The following is a 16770-nucleotide window of genomic DNA, read 5'->3' as shown; positions in this document are numbered from 1 at the left end:
TCGGCCCCGGCGCCCGACCACATCTCTCTCACATGGACGCAACACTTCTACCACGTCCGAACATCATGGTGTTAGTTTTTGTCCAGAGCTGTTGTCAGCTGTCACTGACCCCGCCCGTCCGAGGAGAGACCGGTCGTGCCCACCGTCCGCCTGACCACCGCCCAAGCGATCGTGCGGTACCTGTCCGCTCAGCACAGCGAGCGCGACGGCGACCGCCGCCGCCTCGTGCCGGCCCTGTTCGGCATCTTCGGCCACGGCAACGTCGCCGGCCTCGGACAGGCGCTGGAGGAGCACGGCGCCGGCCTCCCCTACCTGCAGGCCCGCCACGAGCAGTCGATGGCCCACGCCGCGACCGCCTTCGCGAAGGCGACCCGCCGCCGTCAGACGCTCGCGTGCGCCGCCTCGATCGGCCCGGGCTCGACCAACATGGTCACGGCCGCCGCGCTGGCGACGATCAACCGGCTGCCGCTGCTGCTGCTCGCCTCCGACACCTACGCGACGCGCCGGCAGGGCCCGGTCCTCCAGCAGCTCGAGGCGCCGAGCGCGCTCGACCTCTCCGTCAACGACGCCTTCCGCCCGGTCGCGCGACTGTTCGACCGGATCCAGCGCCCCGAGCAGCTCGTGACCGCGCTGCCGGAGGCGATGCGCGTGCTGACCAGCGTGCGCGAGACCGGCGCGGTCGTGCTGTCGCTGCCGCAGGACGTCCAGTCGGAGGCGTACGACTTCCCCGCCGAGCTGTTCGCCGAGCGGACCTGGCGGATCGGCCGCCCGCAGCCCGAGCCGGCGACGGTCGCCGAGGCGGCGGCGCTGATCGCGCGGGCCGAGCGGCCGCTCGCGATCGCCGGCGGCGGCGTCCTCTACAGCGACGCGCAGGCGGAGCTGGAGCAGCTCGGCGAGCGGTTCGGCGTCCCCGTCGCCGAGACCTTCGCCGGCAAGGGCGCCGTGCGCGAGGCGGCCTGGTGGGCGCTCGGCGGGATCGGCCTGGAGGGGACGCCGGCGACCAACGCGGTCGCCGCCGAGGCCGACCTCGTGATCGCCGTCGGCACCCGCCTGACCGACTTCCCGACCGCGTCGCAGTCGCTCTTCCAGCACCCCGACGTGCGCTTCGTCGCAATCAACGTTGACGGCCGCGACGCGCATAAGCAGGGCGCGCTCGCGCTCGAGTCCGACGCCCGCGACACGCTGCGAGCGCTGAACGCGGCGCTCGCCGACGGCGGCCGCTCACCCTCGGCGACGTACCGAGCGGCCGTCGAGGAACGCGCCGCGGCGTGGGCGCAGGCCCGCGCCGCGGCGCTGTTCGAGGACCGGCCGGAGGGGATGAGCCAGGGCCGGCTGCTCGGCGTGCTGCAGGAGGCGGCCCGCCCCGGCGACACGTTGATCGCCGCCGCCGGCGGTCCGCCCGGCGACGTGCTGAAGGCGTGGGACGCGACCGGCGGCCGCCACGCCCACATCGAGTTCGGCTTCTCCTGCATGGGCTACGAGCTGCCGGCGGCGCTCGGCGTGCGGATGGCGCAGGGCGAGGCCGGCGAGGTGATCGCGCTGATCGGCGACGGCACCTTCCTGATGGCGCCCTCGGAGCTGGCGACGGCGCTGCAGGAGCGGCTGCCGATCACCGTCGTGATCAGCGAGAACCACGGCTTCCAGGTGATCCGCCGGCTGCAGATGATGCGGGCCGGCCGCTCGTTCGGCAACGAGTTCCGCGCCCGCGACGGGGCGAGCGGGGGCGGCGCGGCGGCGGGCGACGCGGCGGCGAGCGGCGGCGCGACGGCGGGCGGCCGCCTCGACGGCGACTACCTGCCGCTCGACCTCGCGCGCGTCGCCGAGGGGCTCGGCGCGCGCGCCTGGCGGGCGCGGACGCCGCGGGAGCTGCGCGCCGCGCTCGATGCCGCCCGCGCCCACGACGGTTCCGCCGTGGTCGTCGCCGAGACGCTGCCGCACGTCGACCTGCCGGGCGCCGGCGTGTGGTGGGACGTCGCTCCCTCCGAGGTCTCCGGCGACCCCGTCGTGCAGCGGCTGCGGGCCGAGTACGAGGCCGACCGCGCCCGCCTGCAGCGCTTCCACGGCCCACCGGCCGACGGGACCGCCTCGCGCCCCGACGCGGCCGAACCCGCCGCCGACCCCGCCGCCCCGCCCGCCGACGCCGCCCCGCCGGCCCCCGTTCCGGCCCCGCCCGCCGCCGCACCGGCCGCCGCCCGATCCACCGCCACCGAGAGAGAGGTCGCCCGATGACCACCGCCACCTCGGCGCGCACGATGCGCGCCGCGATCTTCGAGGGCCCCGGCAGGCTGGTGCTCGGCGAGCGGCCGGTGCCCGCGATCGCGGCGCCCGACGAGGTGCTGATCGCGGTCGAGGCGTGCGGCGTCTGCGGCACCGACGTCCACATCCTCGCCGACCCGCCCGGCCACCCGGCGAAGGCCGGCTGCGTGCTCGGCCACGAGCTGGTCGGCCGGATCGCGGAGGTCGGCCCGGAGGCGCTCGACGTCGCCGTCGGCGACCGCGTCGTCGTCGCCCCCAACCTCAACTGCGGCGGCTGCGACGCCTGCAAGCGCGGGCTGCTCGCCCACTGCGAGCGGTTCACGACGATCGGCATCTTCCGCGACGGCGGGATGGCGTCGCACGTCGTCGCGCCGGCCCACGCCTGCCACCGGATCTCCGACGCGCTCCCGGCGCGGGTCGCCGCGCTCGTCGAGCCGCTGTCGTGCGTCTACAACGGGATCGAGCAGGCCCGCCTCGTCCCCGGCGAGACCGCCGTCGTGCTCGGCGCCGGCGCGATCGGGCTGATGTTCGCGGCGCTGCTGCGCGCCGGCGGCGCCAGCCGCGTCGTGGTCGTCGAGCCGGGCGAGCTGCGCCGCGAGATCGCGCTGCGGATCGGCGCGAGCGCGGCGCTCGACCCGCGCGCGGAGGGCTTCGCGGAGGCGCTGGAGGCCGCGCTCGGGACCGCCGTCGGCGCCGACGTCGTCGTCGACGCCGTCGGCAGCCAGCTGCCGGCCGCCATCGGGCACGCCGCGCCGCGCGGACGGGTGCTGCTGTTCGGGATGGACGCGCGCGCCCACGGCGAGGTGCCGCAGGTCGAGATCACCCGCCGCGAGCTGGTCGTCTTCGGCACCTACATCGGCGACCACACCTTCCCGGCGACGATCCGGCTGCTGGAGTCGGGCGTCGTCGACCTCACGCCGCTGATCTCCCACTGGGTCGGCCTCGACGAGCTGCCGGCGACGCTGGAGGCGGTCCGCGGCGACAGCGTCGTCAAGGCCGTCGTCGACCTCGCGCGCGCCGCATGAGCGCCGTCGAGCGGATCGCCGCGGCGCCGATCTCCTGGGGCGTCTGCGAGGTGCCCGGCTGGGGCGTCCAGCTGGAGCCCGCGCGGGTGCTGGAGGAGATGCGCGCGCTCGGCCTGCACGCGACCGAGGCCGGGCCGGAGGGCTTCCTGCCGACCGACCCGCGCGCCGCCGCCGCGCTGCTGGCGCGCGGCGACATGGCGCTGGTCGGCGCCTTCGTGCCGGCGGCGCTCCACCTGCCCGGCGGGCTGGCGCCGGTCCGCCGCGCCGCCGCGCTGCTGGCCGAGGCCGGCGCGCGGATGCTGGTGCTGTCGGCAACGACCGGCGAGGAGGGCTACGACGCCGCCGGCGCGCTCGACGACGCCGGCTGGACGGCGCTGCTGGAGGGCCTCGACGCCGCCCGCGAGCTGTGCGCGGAGGCCGGCGTGCGCTGCGCGCTCCATCCCCACGCCGGCACGCTGGTCGAGCGCCGCGAACAGGTCGAGCGCGTGCTGGAGGGGTCGGCGGTCGAGCTGTGCCTCGACACCGGCCACCTGATGGTCGGCGGCGCCGACCCGGTCGCGCTCGCGCGGGCCGCCGCCGACCGCGTCGCGCACGTGCACGTGAAGGACGTCGACGCCGCGCTGGCGGCGCGCGTCGCCGGCGGCGAGCTGCCCTACTCGGAGGCCGTCCGCGCCGGCATCTACCGGCCGCTCGGCGACGGCGACGTCGACGTCGCCGCGCTGGTCGCGCTGCTGGAGGGCGCCGGCTACGACGGCTGGTACGTGCTGGAGCAGGACGTGATGCTCGACGCCGAGCCGCCGGCCGGCGGCGGCCCGGTCGTCGACGTGCGGCGCAGCGCCGAGCGGATGCGGGCGCTGCTGAGCGAGGTGGCGGCGTGAGCGCGCTCGACGTGATCGCGATCGGCCGCATCGGCGTCGATCTCTACCCCGAGCAGCACGGCCGCCGCCTCGCCGACGTCGAGAGCTTCCGCAAGGGCCTCGGCGGCAGCGCGACGAACGTCGCGGTCGCCGCCGCGAGGCTCGGCCGCCGCAGCGCGGTCGTGACGCGCGTCGGCGAGGACCCGTGGGGCGTCTACTGCCGCGAGGCGCTCGCCGCGTACGGCGTCGACGCCCGCTGGGTCGGCACCGACCCGCGGCTGCGCACGCCGGTCACCTTCTGCGAGGTCCACCCGCCCGACGACTTCCCGCTGCTGTTCTACCGCGAGCCGACGGCGCCCGACCTCGAAGTGTCGGTCGAGCAGCTCGACCCCGACGCGATCGCCGCCGCCGGGCTGGTGTGGACGACCGGCACCGGGCTCTCGCGCGAACCGAGCCGCACCGCCGTGCTGACGGCGCTCGACCTCCGCACCGGCGAGGGGCGCCGCCGGCTGGCCGTCCACGACCTCGACGACCGCCCGATGCTGTGGCCGGAGGGCGAGCGCCACGCCGACTGGTCCGCGGAGGCGGTCAGGCACGCGACCGTCGTCGTCGGCAACCGCGCCGAGGCGGCCGTCGCCGTCGGCGACCTGCCGCCGCGCGAGCAGGCGCAGGCGCTGCTGGAGCTCGGTCCCGAGATCGCGATCGTCAAGCAGGGACCGGCCGGCGTGCTCGGCGCGACGCGCGCCGGCGAGGTCGTCGAGCTGCCGGCGACGCCGGTCGAGGTCGTCTGCGGCCTCGGCGCCGGCGACGCCTTCGGCGGCGCGCTCTGCCACGGACTGCTCGCCGGCTGGCCGCTGGAGCGCGTGCTGCGCTTCGCCTCGGCCGCCGGCGCGATCGTCGCCGGCCGCCTCCTGTGCGCCGCCGCCATGCCCACCGCCGAGGAAGTCGAGGCCCACCTGTGACCCATCCCCTCCACCGCCCCGCCGGCAGCGCCCGCGACGGCGACGACCCGCTCCACATCGCGCCGGCCGACGCCGGCTGGGCCCATTGCGGCCTGCGCGTCGTCGAGCTGGCGCCGGGCGAGGCCCGCACGCTGGAGACCGAGGCCGACGAGCACGCCGTGCTGCCGCTCGCCGGCGGCGCGATCGTCGTCGAGGCCGACGGCGAGCGGATCGAGCTGATCGGCCGCGACGACCCGTTCGCGCGCGTGACCGACTTCGCCTACCTCCCGCGCGACTGCGTGGCGCGGATCGTCAACCGCGGGTCGGCGCCGGCGCGGCTGGCGCTGCCGTACGCGAACGCGCGCAGACGGCTGCCGGTCCGCTACGGCCCGGCCGAGGAGGTGCCGGTCGAGGTGCGCGGCGCCGGCTCGGCGACCCGCCAGGTCAACAACTTCCTCCACCCGGACGCGTTCGAGACCGACCGGCTGACCTGCGTCGAGCTGCTGACGCCGGAGGGCAACACCTCCTCCTACCCGCCGCACAAGCACGACGACGACGAGCCGAGCGGCCGCGGCCAGGCGGTGCTGGAGGAGATCTACTACTTCGAGCTGCGCTCGCCCGGCGGCGTCGGCCTCCACCGCACCTACACCGCCGACGGCGAGATCGACGCGACCGTCGAGGTCGGCCACGGCGACGCCTTCCTGATCCCGCGCGGCTACCACGGTCCGTGCGTGGCGCTGCCCGGCTACGACCTCTACTACCTCAACGTCCTCGCCGGCCCCGCGGGCGCGCGCTCGCTCGCCTTCTTCGACGACCCGGCCCACGCCTGGGTCCGCGCCAGCTGGGAGGGTCAGCCGACCGACCCGCGCCTGCCGATGGCCGACGCCCGCGGCCCGGTGGCGCCGACGGCGGCGCCACCTTTGCACCGATAAGTGTTGTTGTATGCGACGCCGCTCCCAGGAGGTCGATAGGTTCGCCTGGATGACGGCACAGGTCGCGATCATGACTTCTGCTTGCGCTGTCCTTGCTGCCGATAGCGCGGTCACGATCTCGGGTCCCGCCGGCCAGAAGGTCTACACCGGCGTCGAGAAGATCCACCCGCTTTCGGACAATGAGCCGACCGCAGCGCTGGTCTACGGTCTCGCGACGCTCATCGACGTCCCGTGGGGAACGCTCCTCAGCGAGTATCGCCACAAGTTCGGTGGCGACGCGCACGAAGACATCGTGAAGCAGGCAGAGCATCTCCTCTCTTTCCTCGACGCACGCCTCGCCGAGCGGATCGCGACGGCAGGGCCCGAACTGCGCCGGGCACGAACGGCCGGCCTCGTCACGACGCTTCTGCACGAAGCGCAGGACCGCTTCATGCAGGAATCGATGGAAGCAGAGTCGGACGAGCCAGTGCCGGCTGGGGTAGCCGAGCAGCTGAGAGAGATCGTCGCGATCGAGCGACGGGCGTGGAGGGCGTCCGAGCGACTTCCCGGGCTCGACGCCGCAGCCGAGAGCGCACTCCACAGGAGACATCGGCGATTGATCGCCGATGTCCGGCGAGACGTCCTCTCCGACGTGCCGGTCGACGCGTCGACCTCTCGTGCGATCGAGGATGTGGCGTTGCTGTCCCTGACCCGTCGCACACCCAACGACGTCGGTTCCCCGACGGCAGGCGGGCTGGTCCTGGTCAGCTTCCCGGATGGCGCGTTCTGGCCGAGATACGTCGAGTTCACGTTCGACGGCGTGGGCATTCCAGGACTCCGCTACTGGGAGATCGCAACAGGCGGCTGCCACGGCCCGCGTAACGCGCTGGTCAAGGCGTTCGCGCAAGCAGACGGTGTGAGCACGATGATGAATGGGGTCCACCCCGCTCTGCTGGCTTCGTTCTACGACCGACTCGAGTCGGTCGGCTTGGACGCTGACAAGATCGACGAGGCGCTGGGCGACGCTCGTCGTCGCTGGCTTGAGCAACGAACGTTGCCGATCCTCGACACCCTCGACGTCATGCCGCCTCCCGATCTCTGCGAGATCGCCGAGAGCTTGGTCTCGATCACGGCGTTGTGGCAACGAATGCGGGGAACACTCGAAACCGTCGGCGGCACGATCTCCGTTGCCGTCCTGGCGCCTGGCGGACCGCTTCGGTGGGCGAAGCGTCCGAACCTGAGTGCCTCTTGAGCTTTTCGTGGGAGACTGGGCCAATGGCGGAAGCATGGGATATCCCCCGACGCACTTCGGCAACCGAGCGCCGTGCACGTGGCGACGGCTGGCGCCTCAAGGTGCAGGCAATCCGCGACGAGCAGCGGGAGCGGGAGGCCCTCGGTCTGCGCATCAGAGACGACGCCGTTGTCCGATCGCGTCGAACCCGTCCGGCTTCCGCGGACGGCGCCGCACGGCCGTAGGGGCAGTCGTCTCGGCGCCGAGCAGCTCGCGCTAGGGCGCGGCCGGAACCGGCGCCGGCGGCGCCGCGGTCCCCGTCTCGCCGGGCGGCGCGGCGCCGGCGGCCGCCGGGCCGTCCGGGCCGGCGCGCAGGTAGGTCGTGAGGAAGACGAGCGCGACGACGCCGATGAACAGCAGCACCGGGCCGGAGTCGTTGAAGAGCGAGCCGGAGACGGCGGCGCCGAGGCCGCCGAAGAGGCAGGCGCGCCAGACCGGGTCGGCCTCGACCCTCAGCCCGTAGATCCGTCTGCGGTACTTGTAGGCGTAGGTGACCGCGAGGATGCAGAGGAACAGCAGCAGCGGGGCGTAGCCGCTCTTGAGGATGTTCCACGCGAGCGTGTAGCGGCGCTCGAACGTGTCGATCTGGTCGCTGACGCTGCCGTGCAGGACGGTGCGCGTGAAGTGGCCGTCGCCGCTGGAGACGAGGTCGATCGCGGCGAGGGCGGCGAGGCCGGCGAGCGGCGTCAGCGCCGCGATCCCGAGCGCCTTCTTCGTCACCCCGCCCGGCAGCATCAGCAGCGTCGCGACCGCCGCGCCGCCGGCGACCGTGAAGATGCCGCCGACGTCGGCGCCGAGCCGGCCGGAGCCCATCACCGCCGCGAGCACGATCCCGCCGAGCACGAACGCGATCGCGCCGCCTCGGGTCCGCTCGCGCCGCCGCAGCGCCGCCGCGATCGCGATCAGCAGCAGGACCGTCAGCACGATCTCCAGCTCGTTGCCGAGGCCGTAGAAGCGCGAGCCCGAGCGCGGGCTCGGACCCAGCAGCGAGCGGATGATGAGGTGCGAGTGGTTGACGAGGTCGGCCGCGTAGGCGAGCAGGCCGGCGATCGCCGGCACCGCCGGCCCGCGCGGCCATGGGACGAGGCGGTCGGTCAGCAGAGCCAGCAGGAAGCAGCCGCCGGCGAGCGTGAACAGCTCCGCCTGCCTGGAGGGCGCGAACGCGGCGGTGACGAGCACCATGAACGGCAGCCACATCATCGCGAGGCCGCCGAGCCGCAGCGCGTAGCGCACGCCGGCGCGGTCGCGCACGATCCCGGCGAGCAGCACGACCGCCAGCCAGGTGTAGAGGAAGGTCTGCAGCGCCGGCATCCGCCGCGCCGAGATCACGCTGAGGCGGTCGTCGAGGTCGTGTATCACCGCCGCGTCGCGCGTGCCGGAGAGGCGGATCTGCTGGCCGCGGACGCCGTCGGGGACCTCGACGCCAAGGTGGTCGAGGACGGTCGGCAGCAGGTCGATGCCGGCAGCGACGCCGTCGAGGTGGGTGGTAGCGGAGGTGAAGCTGCCGCCGCTTCCCTCGCGCAGCCCGGCGATCCCCGCCCACAGCAACTGCGGGCCGCGGAACGGCGGCGGCGCCTGCTCGGCGATCAGCAGCTGGTCGGGGGCGCGGTCGGCGATCAGCTGGTCGAGCTGGCGGTCGCCGTCGAAGCCGGGCGGCAGCAGCGCGACGACGAAGCGGTGCTCTCTCAGCATCTCCTTGACGCGCAGCGCGACCGACCAGCCGGGGCCGATCGAGACCGACGGGATCGCGCCGTCCCGGTTCGCGGCCGCGACCGCCTCGAGGTTGGGCTGCTCGTCGATGCCGACGTAGCCGACGCCGCCCGGGATCGAGCTTGCGAGCAGGCCCGGCGTGATGTCGGCCGGCGCGCTGTCGGCGCGCAGGACGGCCGAGATCCAGTCGACGATCAGGCCGCCGTCGCCGTCCTGGACGAAGCGCAGCGACGGCGGCGTCGAGGGGTCGTAGGTGCTCTTGGAGGTGCGCGTCCCGGCGGTGATGTCGAGCAGCGCCTGCACCTGGCTGTAGCCGGACTGCGTCGCGCTGATCGCGCCGAGCGCGAACTCCGGGTGGCCGTTGAGGTAGCCGAGCACCTCCGGCAGCCCCGCGCCCTCCGGCGGCTCCTGGTCGGGCAGCGGCTCGACGCCGGCCGGCGTGTCGGGCGAGAGCGGCATCAGCGCCAGCACCGCGCTCGGCTCCGCGGCGGCGCGGGCCGGGAGCGCGGCGAGCAGGCACGCGCAGCCGGCGACGGCGAGGAGGAGGACGAGCGCGCGCAGGCGCAGCGGGCGTGCGCGGGCGGGGAGCGGCATGCCCCGAAACCCTAGAGAAGCGGCCCGCCGATCGTGGTCGCGGACGATCGCGGCGAACGACCGCCGCGGGCGTCCGCGCGCCAGGGCGGCGCGGCGCCGCGCGACCGCCGCCGGTGCCTTGCGCGTTGACACCCTCGGTACGCGCGAGTACCATCCTCCGCCATGTCTGCGCCCGCGCCCCGGATCGCGCCTGGAGGACGCCGCGAGATCGGGCTCGTCAACACCGTGCTCGTGCGCGTCGCCGGGGCCGTGATCGGCCGTGAGGTGCCGCACATCTTCACGACGCTCGCCCGCCACCGCGGGCTGTTCCGCCGCTGGCTGATCTTCGCCGGCGGGCTGATGCCGGGCGGCACGCTGGCGCGCGCGGAGACCGAGCTGGCGATCCTGCGCGTCGCCGCGAACACCGGCTGCGACTACGAGTGGGACCACCACGAGCGGATCGGCCGCCGCGCCGGGCTGACCGCCGAGGAGATCGCGCGGGTGCGGGCCGAGGAGACGATCGGCGAGTCCTGGCGCGGCCGCAAGGGGCTCGTGCTGCGCGCGGCCGACGCGCTCCATGCCGACGGCGCGATCGGCGAGGAGCTGTGGGACGAGCTGGCGGCCGCCTTCGACGAGCGCGAGCTGATCGAGCTCTGCCTGCTCGTCGGCCACTACGAGATGCTCGCGATGACGCTCAACTCGCTGCGCGTCCCGCTCGACCCGCCGCCTTCGCCGTCGGGCGGCGGGCTGCGCGGCCGGCTGCGGCTGCTCGCCGGGCGGGGCGGGGCGCGATGAGCCGCCGGCGGGCGCCGGTTCCGGAGCTGCGCGGCCGGCGCTGCCTGATCACCGGCGCGGCGAGCGGGATCGGCCGCGCGACGGCGCTCGCCGCCGCCGGCCGCGGCGCCGTCCTGCTGCTGACCGACGTGAACGAGGAGGGGCTGGCCGAGACGGTCGCGCGGGTCGCGCGGGCCGGCGGGACGGTCGCCTGGTCGGGAGCGGCCGACCTCGCCGACCACGACGCGGTCGTCGCGCTCGCGGAGGAGGTCCACGGCGCGCACGGCAGCGTCGACGTCGTCATGAACGTCGCCGGGATATCGGTCTGGGGGCCGATCGAGCGGCTCGAGCACCGCCATTGGCGGCGCACCGTCGACGTCAGCCTGATGGGACCGATCCACGTGCTGGAGCAGTTCGTGCCGCCGATGATCGCCGCCGGCCGCGGCGGCCACGTCGTCAACGTCTCTTCGGCCGCCGGCCTCTTCGGGCTGCCGTGGCATGCCGCCTACAGCGCCGCGAAGTTCGGCCTGCGCGGCGTCTCGGAGGTGCTGCGCTTCGACCTGCGCCGCCACCGCATCGGCGTCAGCCTCGTCTGCCCCGGCGGCGTCCGCACGCCGATCGTGCAGACGACCGAGATCGTCGGCGTCGACCGCACCAAGCCGGCCGCCGCCGCGCTCGTGCGGCAGTTCGAGCGCCACGCCAAGAGTCCCGAGCAGGTCGCCGAGCGGATCCTCGACGGGATCGAGCGCGACCGCTATCTGGTCTACACCTCGGCCGACATCCGCGTCGGCCACCTCGCGCAGCGCCTCTTCCCGCCCGCCTACGAGCTGGCGATGCGGCTCCTCAACGACCGCTTCGCGTCGGTCGCGCGCCGCTCGCAGGTCGACGCTTAAGCGGAAGCCGCGCCGCCGTCGTCGTCGCCGTCGTGGTCGTGCGGCGGAGGGACCGGCAGCCGCAGCGTGAAGGTCGCGCCCGGCGGACCGGCCTCCTCCAGCACGAGCGAGCCGCCCATCCGCTCGGCCAGCTCGCGGCCGATCGCGAGGCCGAGGCCGAAGCCGCCGCCGCTGGCGCCGGTCCCGCGCGAGAAGCGCCGGAAGACCGCCTCGCGCTCCTGCGGCGGCACGCCCGGCCCCTCGTCGCGGACGATCAGCGCCGCCGGCCCGTCGCCGGGCGGCGGCCGCAGCGAGACGTGCACGGGCGTGTCGTCGGGGCTGGCGCGCATCGCGTTGTCGAGCAGGATCCGCAGGATCTGCGCGACCGCGCCCGGGTCGGCGAGTGCCCAGACGCCGTCCTCGCCGCGGCCGTCCTCGTCGAGCACCGGCGCCGGGCGCCGCTCGCCGGGGCCGGCGCCGAGCTCGAACTCGGCCAGCACCGCGCGCGACAGCTCGCCGAGCTCGACCGGCTCCCTGCGCAGCGCGACCTCGGCGTCGATGCGGCTGAGGTCGAGCAGGTCGGCGGCGAGACGGCCGAGGCGGCGCGCCTGCGCGAGCGCGCGGGCGACCTGACGGCGGGCCTCCTCGCCGTCGACCTCGCCGTGGGCCAGCTCGTCGTCGAGCAGCTCCAGCATCCCGCGCAGCGAGGCGACGGGCGTGCGCAGCTCGTGCGAGGCGGTCGCGACGAACGCCCGCCGCGCCTCCTCCTGCTGGTGGAGCCGGCGCTGCATCGCCGCGAAGGAGCGGGCGAGGTCGCCGACCTCGTCGCGGTTGCGGTCGGCCGGAACCTCGTCGACCGGGCCGTGCTCGGCGAGGTTGACGGTCGCGTCGCGCAGCCGTCGCAGGCGCCGCACGAGCGTCGCCGCGAGGCCGAGCCCGAGCAGCAGCGCGATCGCCAGCCCGCTCAGCGCCGCGGTCCCGAAGGCGCGCCGGACGACCCCGACGGCGTCGCGGATCTCAGAGACCTGCTTGCGCGCGGCGAGCACGTAGAGGCCGCCGTCGATCCGCAGCGGGATCGCGACGCGCACGACCTCGTCGCCCTCGTGCGTCACCGAGCTGGCGACGAGGCGGCGCCCTCGCCGGGCCTCGGCGACGTCGTCGAAGGGGTCGGCGGCGGCGGTCGCGCGGTCGGCGGTGCGCAGCCGCAGCGCGTGCGCGGAGTCGAGCAGGTAGACCTCCGAGGCGCCGCTGGTGCGCACCAGCTCCAGCCCGAGGCCGCCGAGCGCGTTGGAGTTGATCGCGAGCTGGTGGCCGTCGAGCGACTCGAAGCCGCCTCTCAGCTCGACCGCCTTGTCGACGAGGGCACGCAGCTCGGCGTCGCGCAGCCGGCGCTCCAGGGGCGGCAGCAGGCCGAGCGCCGCGACCGCGAGCGTGACGGCGGCGGTCAGCACGAGCGCGCCGACGATCCGTCCGCGCAGGCCCAGCGCGCCGAGTCCGCCGAGCGCGCCGAGGCGCCGCATCGCGCTCCCTAGCCGGCCTGCAGCCGGTAGCCGGCGCCGCGCACGGTGACGATGTGGCGGGGCCGGTCGGGCTCGGGCTCGAGCTTCTCGCGCAGGTGACGGACGTGGACGTCGATCGCGCGCGGGTCGCGATAGGCGCTGTCGCCCCAGATCGCCCGCAGCAGCTCCTGACGGTTGCGCAGCCGGCCGGGGTCGGCCATCAGCGCGCCCAGCAGCTCGAACTCCGAGAAGGTGACGTGGACCGGCTCGCCGTTCATGCAGACCTCGCGGCGGGCGCGGTCGAGCTGGATCGGCCCGACCGCGACGATCTCGCCGCTGCTCGCCATCGGCCGCGTGCCGGCGCGCCGCAGGACGGCGCGGATGCGGCTGCGCAGCTCGGCGAGCCCGAACGGCTTGGTGACGTAGTCGTCGGCGCCGGCCTCCAGGCCGAGGACCGCGTCGGCCTCGCTGTCGAGCGCGGTCAGCATGATGATCGGCACGACGTTTCTGCGTGCGCGCAGCGTGCGGCAGACCTCGTATCCGTCGGGGCCGGGGCCGAGCGCGACGTCGAGCAGCACGACGTCGAAGGTCTCGCTGCTCGCGCGGTCGATCGCCGCGCGGCCGTCGGCGACCGACAGGACGCGATGGCCCTCGCGCGAGAACGAGCGCGTCAGCATCTCGCGCAGATCGGACTCGTCGTCGACGACGAGGATCGTCAACGAGCTGTCCGTGCCGTCGTTCCACGGCGCAGAGCTCGGTGCTTCCCGCATGGGATCGATGCTAGATGATCGGTCGGGGGCGGTTTCCGCGCGCTCTCTCGCGGCGTGCTCCGGCCACCGCTCTGGGAGAGCAGGAAGCGGTCCGCCGCGTCTACCGCAGCGCCGCGGGCGGGACCGGCTTGGCGATCGCCTCGGCGCCGACCGACGGAGCGCCGGCGTCGTCGCCGCGGCGGGCGACGGGGGTCCCGACGCGCCCGGCGGCGCCGACCGCCCACAGCAGCGCTATCCACGTGATCGTCGCGAGCGTGACGTGGACCCAGACGAAGTCGGCCGGCAGCTTGAGCGCGTACTGGACGGAGCCGACGAGGCCCTGGGCGGCCATCAGGATGCCGCAGAGCGTGAGCGACTCGGTCAGCTGAGCGTTGGTCGTGCGGCGGCGGGCCATGAACCAGGCCGCGATCACGGCGAGGCCGAGCGTCGTCGCGGCGACGCCATGGCGGTGGACCAGCCAGACGAGCGTCTCGACGCCCTTGAAGTCGAGCCGGTGGACCAGCTCGCCGTCGTTGTCGCCCGGATGCGGACCGGCGGCGGTCGCGAGCGTGCCGAGCACGATCACGACGGCGCCGAGCACGGCGCAGGCGCGCACGAGCCAGACCGTCCACGGATCCTCGCTGCGCGGCCGCTCGTCGTCGTCCTCGTAGCGCGCCCGCCAGACCAGCCAGACGGCGGCGATCAGGATCAGCATCGACAGCAGGAAGTGCGCCATCACGAAGCCCGGCGCGAGGTGGTTCATCACCGTGAAGCCGCCGAGGACGCCCTGCCCAAGGCAGCCGAGCGGGAGCAGCGCGGCGACGAGGAAGAGGTCCCGGCGGTACGGCCGGCGACGCCAGGCGGCGAACCAGACGAACAGCGAGATGAAGCCGATCGCGGCCGAGAAGAGGCGGTTGCCGTACTCGACGAACGTGTTGAAGCCCAGCGGCGGCACCGCTCTGCCGTGGCACTGCGGCCAGTCGGGGCAGCCGAGCCCCGATCCGGTCAGCCGCACCGCCGCGCCGGTCAGCACGACGGCGGTGAGGAAGAACAGCGCGACCCAGGTCAGCTTTCTGAACTGGGCGACCGAGAACGTGGGGAGACGGTCCAGCACGGTCCTACAGGATGACGCACGGCGGACGGCGACGGCGCGCCGGCTGACGGTGCGGCTCCGTTCAGCGATCCGCTGACCGGACGACCGTGAACCATTCGCGGCGGTCCACCGCGAATCGCGGATCGGCGATCACGGCCGCGAACGCCTCCCGCGTCGCGGACCGCTGGGACGGCTCGGGCGGCCATGCGTATGCGGCGAGCCGCAGATCGAAGTCGGTGAGCACGAGCGCATCGAGGCCTCCGGTCGCGAAGGCTGACGCCACGGTGTCCGGCGCCGCGTCCTGCGCCGCGACGGCCGCGACCTCAGGCGGTCGCGACGCGGCGGCATGGACGGCGTTCTTGTCGCCACCGGCGTTGTAGGAGCGGACGCCCGCGCTGGCCGCGAGGAAGTTGACCACGTAGTCGACGCCGGTCGGCGCCGCGCTGCGGAACAGCACGCGCTCGCCGCTCCGCGTGGCGTCCTCGAGTTCGGGCAGTACGGCGTTCGCGAACGCGACCCGCTGCTCGTGCCGCGCGCGGTGCTGGTCGAGCAGCAGTGGGACGTTCGGGGCGAGCTCGGCGATCGCGATGCACGCGACCGCGAGGCCGAGCAATCGACTCCGCCGCAGGAGCAGGGCGACCGCGAGACCTGCCAAGACGACCATGCTCATGCGGGTCACGATGCTCCATCGATAGACGGCGCGCATGTGCTCGAGGCCGGGCACGGCGGCGAACGCACCGTCCCACGGAAGCGAGAGGTCTGCCGCGCTCGCCGGCATCAGGTAGCTCTCGTAGGTCACCTGCGAGATGTCAAGCGCATGGGGGCGAGCGTCGTCGACCTTCAGCGAGGGGCCGAGCGCAAGCACGAACGCCACAGCGCCTGCGGCGGCGATCCCGGCGACGTGCGGGGCACGCCACCGGCGCCCGAGCGCCACGGCGGCCAACGCGACGCATGCGAAGCCCGCGTAGTTGAACTGCGCGTTGGTCCCGTCACCCCACAAGTGCGCGTGGGGGGTCGACACACCGAGGCCGTCCGCCAGCCAAAGGTACTGAGACGGTCGCACGAGCGTCCAGAGGTCGAGCCCCATCGCGCGGAACAGCTCGAGCGGCGCCGGGTCGACCAGCGCCGGTGCGTACCAGCGGTAGAGCAGATAGGCGATCAGCGGGGATCCGACGACCGTGGCCGCGCCCATGAGGCGAATCCGCAGGTCGATCGAGCGCCGCAGCAGCCACGGGAGCCAGAGGGCGGCCGTGACGAGCGCCGCGGCGACGAACGAATAGCCGTCGAGGAAGAGCGCGGCGACTCTCGTCGCGGCATAGGCGACCATCACGGCAACCGCTCCTCGGCGGCCGGCGCGCTCGAGCGTCCGCATCGTCCAGATGTCGAGGAACGCGAACGCGGGCAGCAAGGTGAAGCCAGTGAAGGTTCCGCCGAACGACCCGATTCCGACGATCGACGGCGTGACAAGGTACGCGCCGGCGGTGGCGAGCGCGACGGCGCGGCCCGCGCCGAGCGTCCGCATCAGCGCATACCCGCCGGCGAGGGCGAGCGCGTCGAAGAGGCCGCCGGCGATCAGGTATGCCTCGTACGACCCGATTCCGGGCACGCGCATGACGAGCGATCCGACGGCGATGAATGGGCCGCTCGTCAGAAAGGGGTAGCCGGCCGGCACGCCGACCTGGTCGCAGCTACCACGCAGTGCGTCGAGCCCCATCCGATCCAGGCAACGCAGATCGCCTTCGAGCAACAGGCCCCACGGCCCGTCATTCAGCTGACCGGGAAGAAAGCCGTGGATCGCGAGCACGACGAGCAGCACGACTCCGGCCGCACCGAGCAGCGCGGCCCGCCGCGCCCGATCGTCGCCACGGCGGCTCGATGCCGACCGCACGGCGTCAGGCCGCGCCGGCTGGCGAAGATCGTCTGGAAGCCGCCGACGAGGCAGCCGTGGGAGGCGCTCCAGCAGCGATGGGCGTGCGTCGCCCCGAACTCCACTGCCCGTCACCGATCGAGGACGTCCCGGCCGTTGTCGTCGTGCGGACCGTGGGGCGTCAGCCGATCCCGCAACGCCTTCAGATCCGCGCGACGCGCCAGCCCGACCAGCTCACTATCCGCCGCAAGGGGTGCTTCCTTCGCCGCCAAGCCGCGGATCGTAGCGTTCATGGCGCCTCGACGCGCTCCAGGCGGTGGCGAGGCATTGTCGTCCGCCGCCCGCTACGCTG

General features: G+C 74.5%; 13 protein-coding genes. 8 read left to right on the top strand and 5 right to left on the bottom strand.

Features of this window, described 5'->3' with window-relative positions; genetic code table 11:
* Positions 1–135: 135 nt before the first annotated feature.
* Genes iolD through BDZ31_RS05525 form a run of 6 tightly spaced genes read left to right on the top strand, consistent with a single transcriptional unit; the run spans position 136 to position 7242 of the window.
* Positions 136–2229, top strand: a complete 2094-nt coding sequence (gene iolD / locus BDZ31_RS05550) for a 3D-(3,5/4)-trihydroxycyclohexane-1,2-dione acylhydrolase (decyclizing) (RefSeq protein ID WP_183339781.1) — start codon at positions 136–138, stop codon at positions 2227–2229.
* Positions 2226–3281 (top strand): alcohol dehydrogenase catalytic domain-containing protein, encoded by a 1056-nt coding sequence (locus BDZ31_RS05545; protein ID WP_183339779.1) that lies wholly within the window; start codon positions 2226–2228, stop codon positions 3279–3281. The genes iolD and BDZ31_RS05545 overlap by 4 nt, the downstream gene beginning before the upstream one ends.
* A complete protein-coding gene (locus BDZ31_RS05540) occupies positions 3278–4159 on the top strand; it encodes a TIM barrel protein (RefSeq protein ID WP_183339777.1) in 882 nt (293 codons plus the stop codon). The genes BDZ31_RS05545 and BDZ31_RS05540 overlap by 4 nt, the downstream gene beginning before the upstream one ends.
* Positions 4156–5100, top strand: coding sequence for a 5-dehydro-2-deoxygluconokinase (gene iolC, locus BDZ31_RS05535; RefSeq protein WP_183339774.1), 945 nt, complete (start codon positions 4156–4158; stop codon positions 5098–5100). Before BDZ31_RS05540 ends, iolC begins: the two co-directional genes overlap by 4 nt.
* Positions 5097–6011 (top strand): 5-deoxy-glucuronate isomerase, encoded by a 915-nt coding sequence (gene iolB / locus BDZ31_RS05530; RefSeq protein ID WP_183339770.1) that lies wholly within the window; start codon positions 5097–5099, stop codon positions 6009–6011. The genes iolC and iolB overlap by 4 nt, the downstream gene beginning before the upstream one ends.
* A gap of 49 nt (positions 6012–6060) precedes the next feature.
* Positions 6061–7242, top strand: coding sequence for a hypothetical protein (locus BDZ31_RS05525; protein ID WP_183339768.1), 1182 nt, complete (start codon positions 6061–6063; stop codon positions 7240–7242).
* Positions 7243–7497: 255 nt separating this feature from the next.
* Here the strand turns inward: BDZ31_RS05525 and BDZ31_RS05520 are convergent, their stop codons facing one another.
* Entirely contained in the window at positions 7498–9585 is a 2088-nt protein-coding gene (locus tag BDZ31_RS05520) for a hypothetical protein (RefSeq protein WP_183339766.1), read from the bottom strand.
* 162 nt (positions 9586–9747) lie between these two features.
* Between BDZ31_RS05520 and BDZ31_RS05515 the strand changes: the two genes are divergently transcribed.
* On the top strand, positions 9748–10359 hold the full coding sequence (locus tag BDZ31_RS05515) for a carboxymuconolactone decarboxylase family protein (protein WP_183339765.1): 612 nt from the start codon (positions 9748–9750) through the stop codon (positions 10357–10359).
* Positions 10356–11231 carry an SDR family oxidoreductase gene (locus BDZ31_RS05510; RefSeq protein ID WP_183339763.1) on the top strand — a complete coding sequence of 292 codons (876 nt, stop codon included), beginning with the start codon at positions 10356–10358 and terminating at the stop codon, positions 11229–11231. Before BDZ31_RS05515 ends, BDZ31_RS05510 begins: the two co-directional genes overlap by 4 nt.
* On the opposite strand, the gene BDZ31_RS05505 is transcribed toward BDZ31_RS05510, so the two are convergent.
* From BDZ31_RS05505 to BDZ31_RS05490, 4 genes are all read right to left on the bottom strand, one after another.
* Positions 11228–12730: a sensor histidine kinase gene (locus tag BDZ31_RS05505; protein WP_183339761.1), complete on the bottom strand. Its 1503-nt coding sequence runs from the start codon at positions 12728–12730 to the stop codon at positions 11228–11230. The genes BDZ31_RS05510 and BDZ31_RS05505 overlap by 4 nt on opposite strands.
* Before the next feature lie 8 nt (positions 12731–12738).
* The gene (locus tag BDZ31_RS05500) at positions 12739–13479 is read right to left on the bottom strand and encodes a response regulator transcription factor (RefSeq protein WP_183339759.1); all 741 of its coding nucleotides are present in this window, start codon (positions 13477–13479) and stop codon (positions 12739–12741) included.
* A gap of 100 nt (positions 13480–13579) precedes the next feature.
* Positions 13580–14572 carry a COX15/CtaA family protein gene (locus BDZ31_RS05495; protein WP_183339757.1) on the bottom strand — a complete coding sequence of 331 codons (993 nt, stop codon included), beginning with the start codon at positions 14570–14572 and terminating at the stop codon, positions 13580–13582.
* A 61-nt stretch (positions 14573–14633) separates the two neighbouring features.
* Complete coding sequence (locus tag BDZ31_RS05490) at positions 14634–16367, bottom strand: hypothetical protein (RefSeq protein ID WP_183339755.1); 1734 nt, start codon at positions 16365–16367, stop codon at positions 14634–14636.
* Positions 16368–16770 lie beyond the last annotated feature (403 nt).

It is taken from the genome of Conexibacter arvalis (assembly GCF_014199525.1).
GTDB classification, from domain to species: Bacteria; Actinomycetota; Thermoleophilia; order Solirubrobacterales; family Solirubrobacteraceae; genus Conexibacter; species Conexibacter arvalis.
Note: the sequence above shows the minus strand (reverse complement) of the source record. Positions and strands in the feature narration are given on the sequence as shown.

Coding starts and splice junctions, on each gene's coding strand:
- BDZ31_RS05520 (WP_183339766.1), bottom strand. CDS start 9,585: ATGCCGCTCCCCGCCCGCGCACGCCCGCTGCGCCTGCGCGCGCTCGTC.
- BDZ31_RS05525 (WP_183339768.1), top strand. CDS start 6,061: ATGACGGCACAGGTCGCGATCATGACTTCTGCTTGCGCTGTCCTTGCT.
- BDZ31_RS05510 (WP_183339763.1), top strand. CDS start 10,356: ATGAGCCGCCGGCGGGCGCCGGTTCCGGAGCTGCGCGGCCGGCGCTGC.
- BDZ31_RS05515 (WP_183339765.1), top strand. CDS start 9,748: ATGTCTGCGCCCGCGCCCCGGATCGCGCCTGGAGGACGCCGCGAGATC.
- BDZ31_RS05540 (WP_183339777.1), top strand. CDS start 3,278: ATGAGCGCCGTCGAGCGGATCGCCGCGGCGCCGATCTCCTGGGGCGTC.
- BDZ31_RS05500 (WP_183339759.1), bottom strand. CDS start 13,479: ATGCGGGAAGCACCGAGCTCTGCGCCGTGGAACGACGGCACGGACAGC.
- BDZ31_RS05505 (WP_183339761.1), bottom strand. CDS start 12,730: ATGCGGCGCCTCGGCGCGCTCGGCGGACTCGGCGCGCTGGGCCTGCGC.
- BDZ31_RS05545 (WP_183339779.1), top strand. CDS start 2,226: ATGACCACCGCCACCTCGGCGCGCACGATGCGCGCCGCGATCTTCGAG.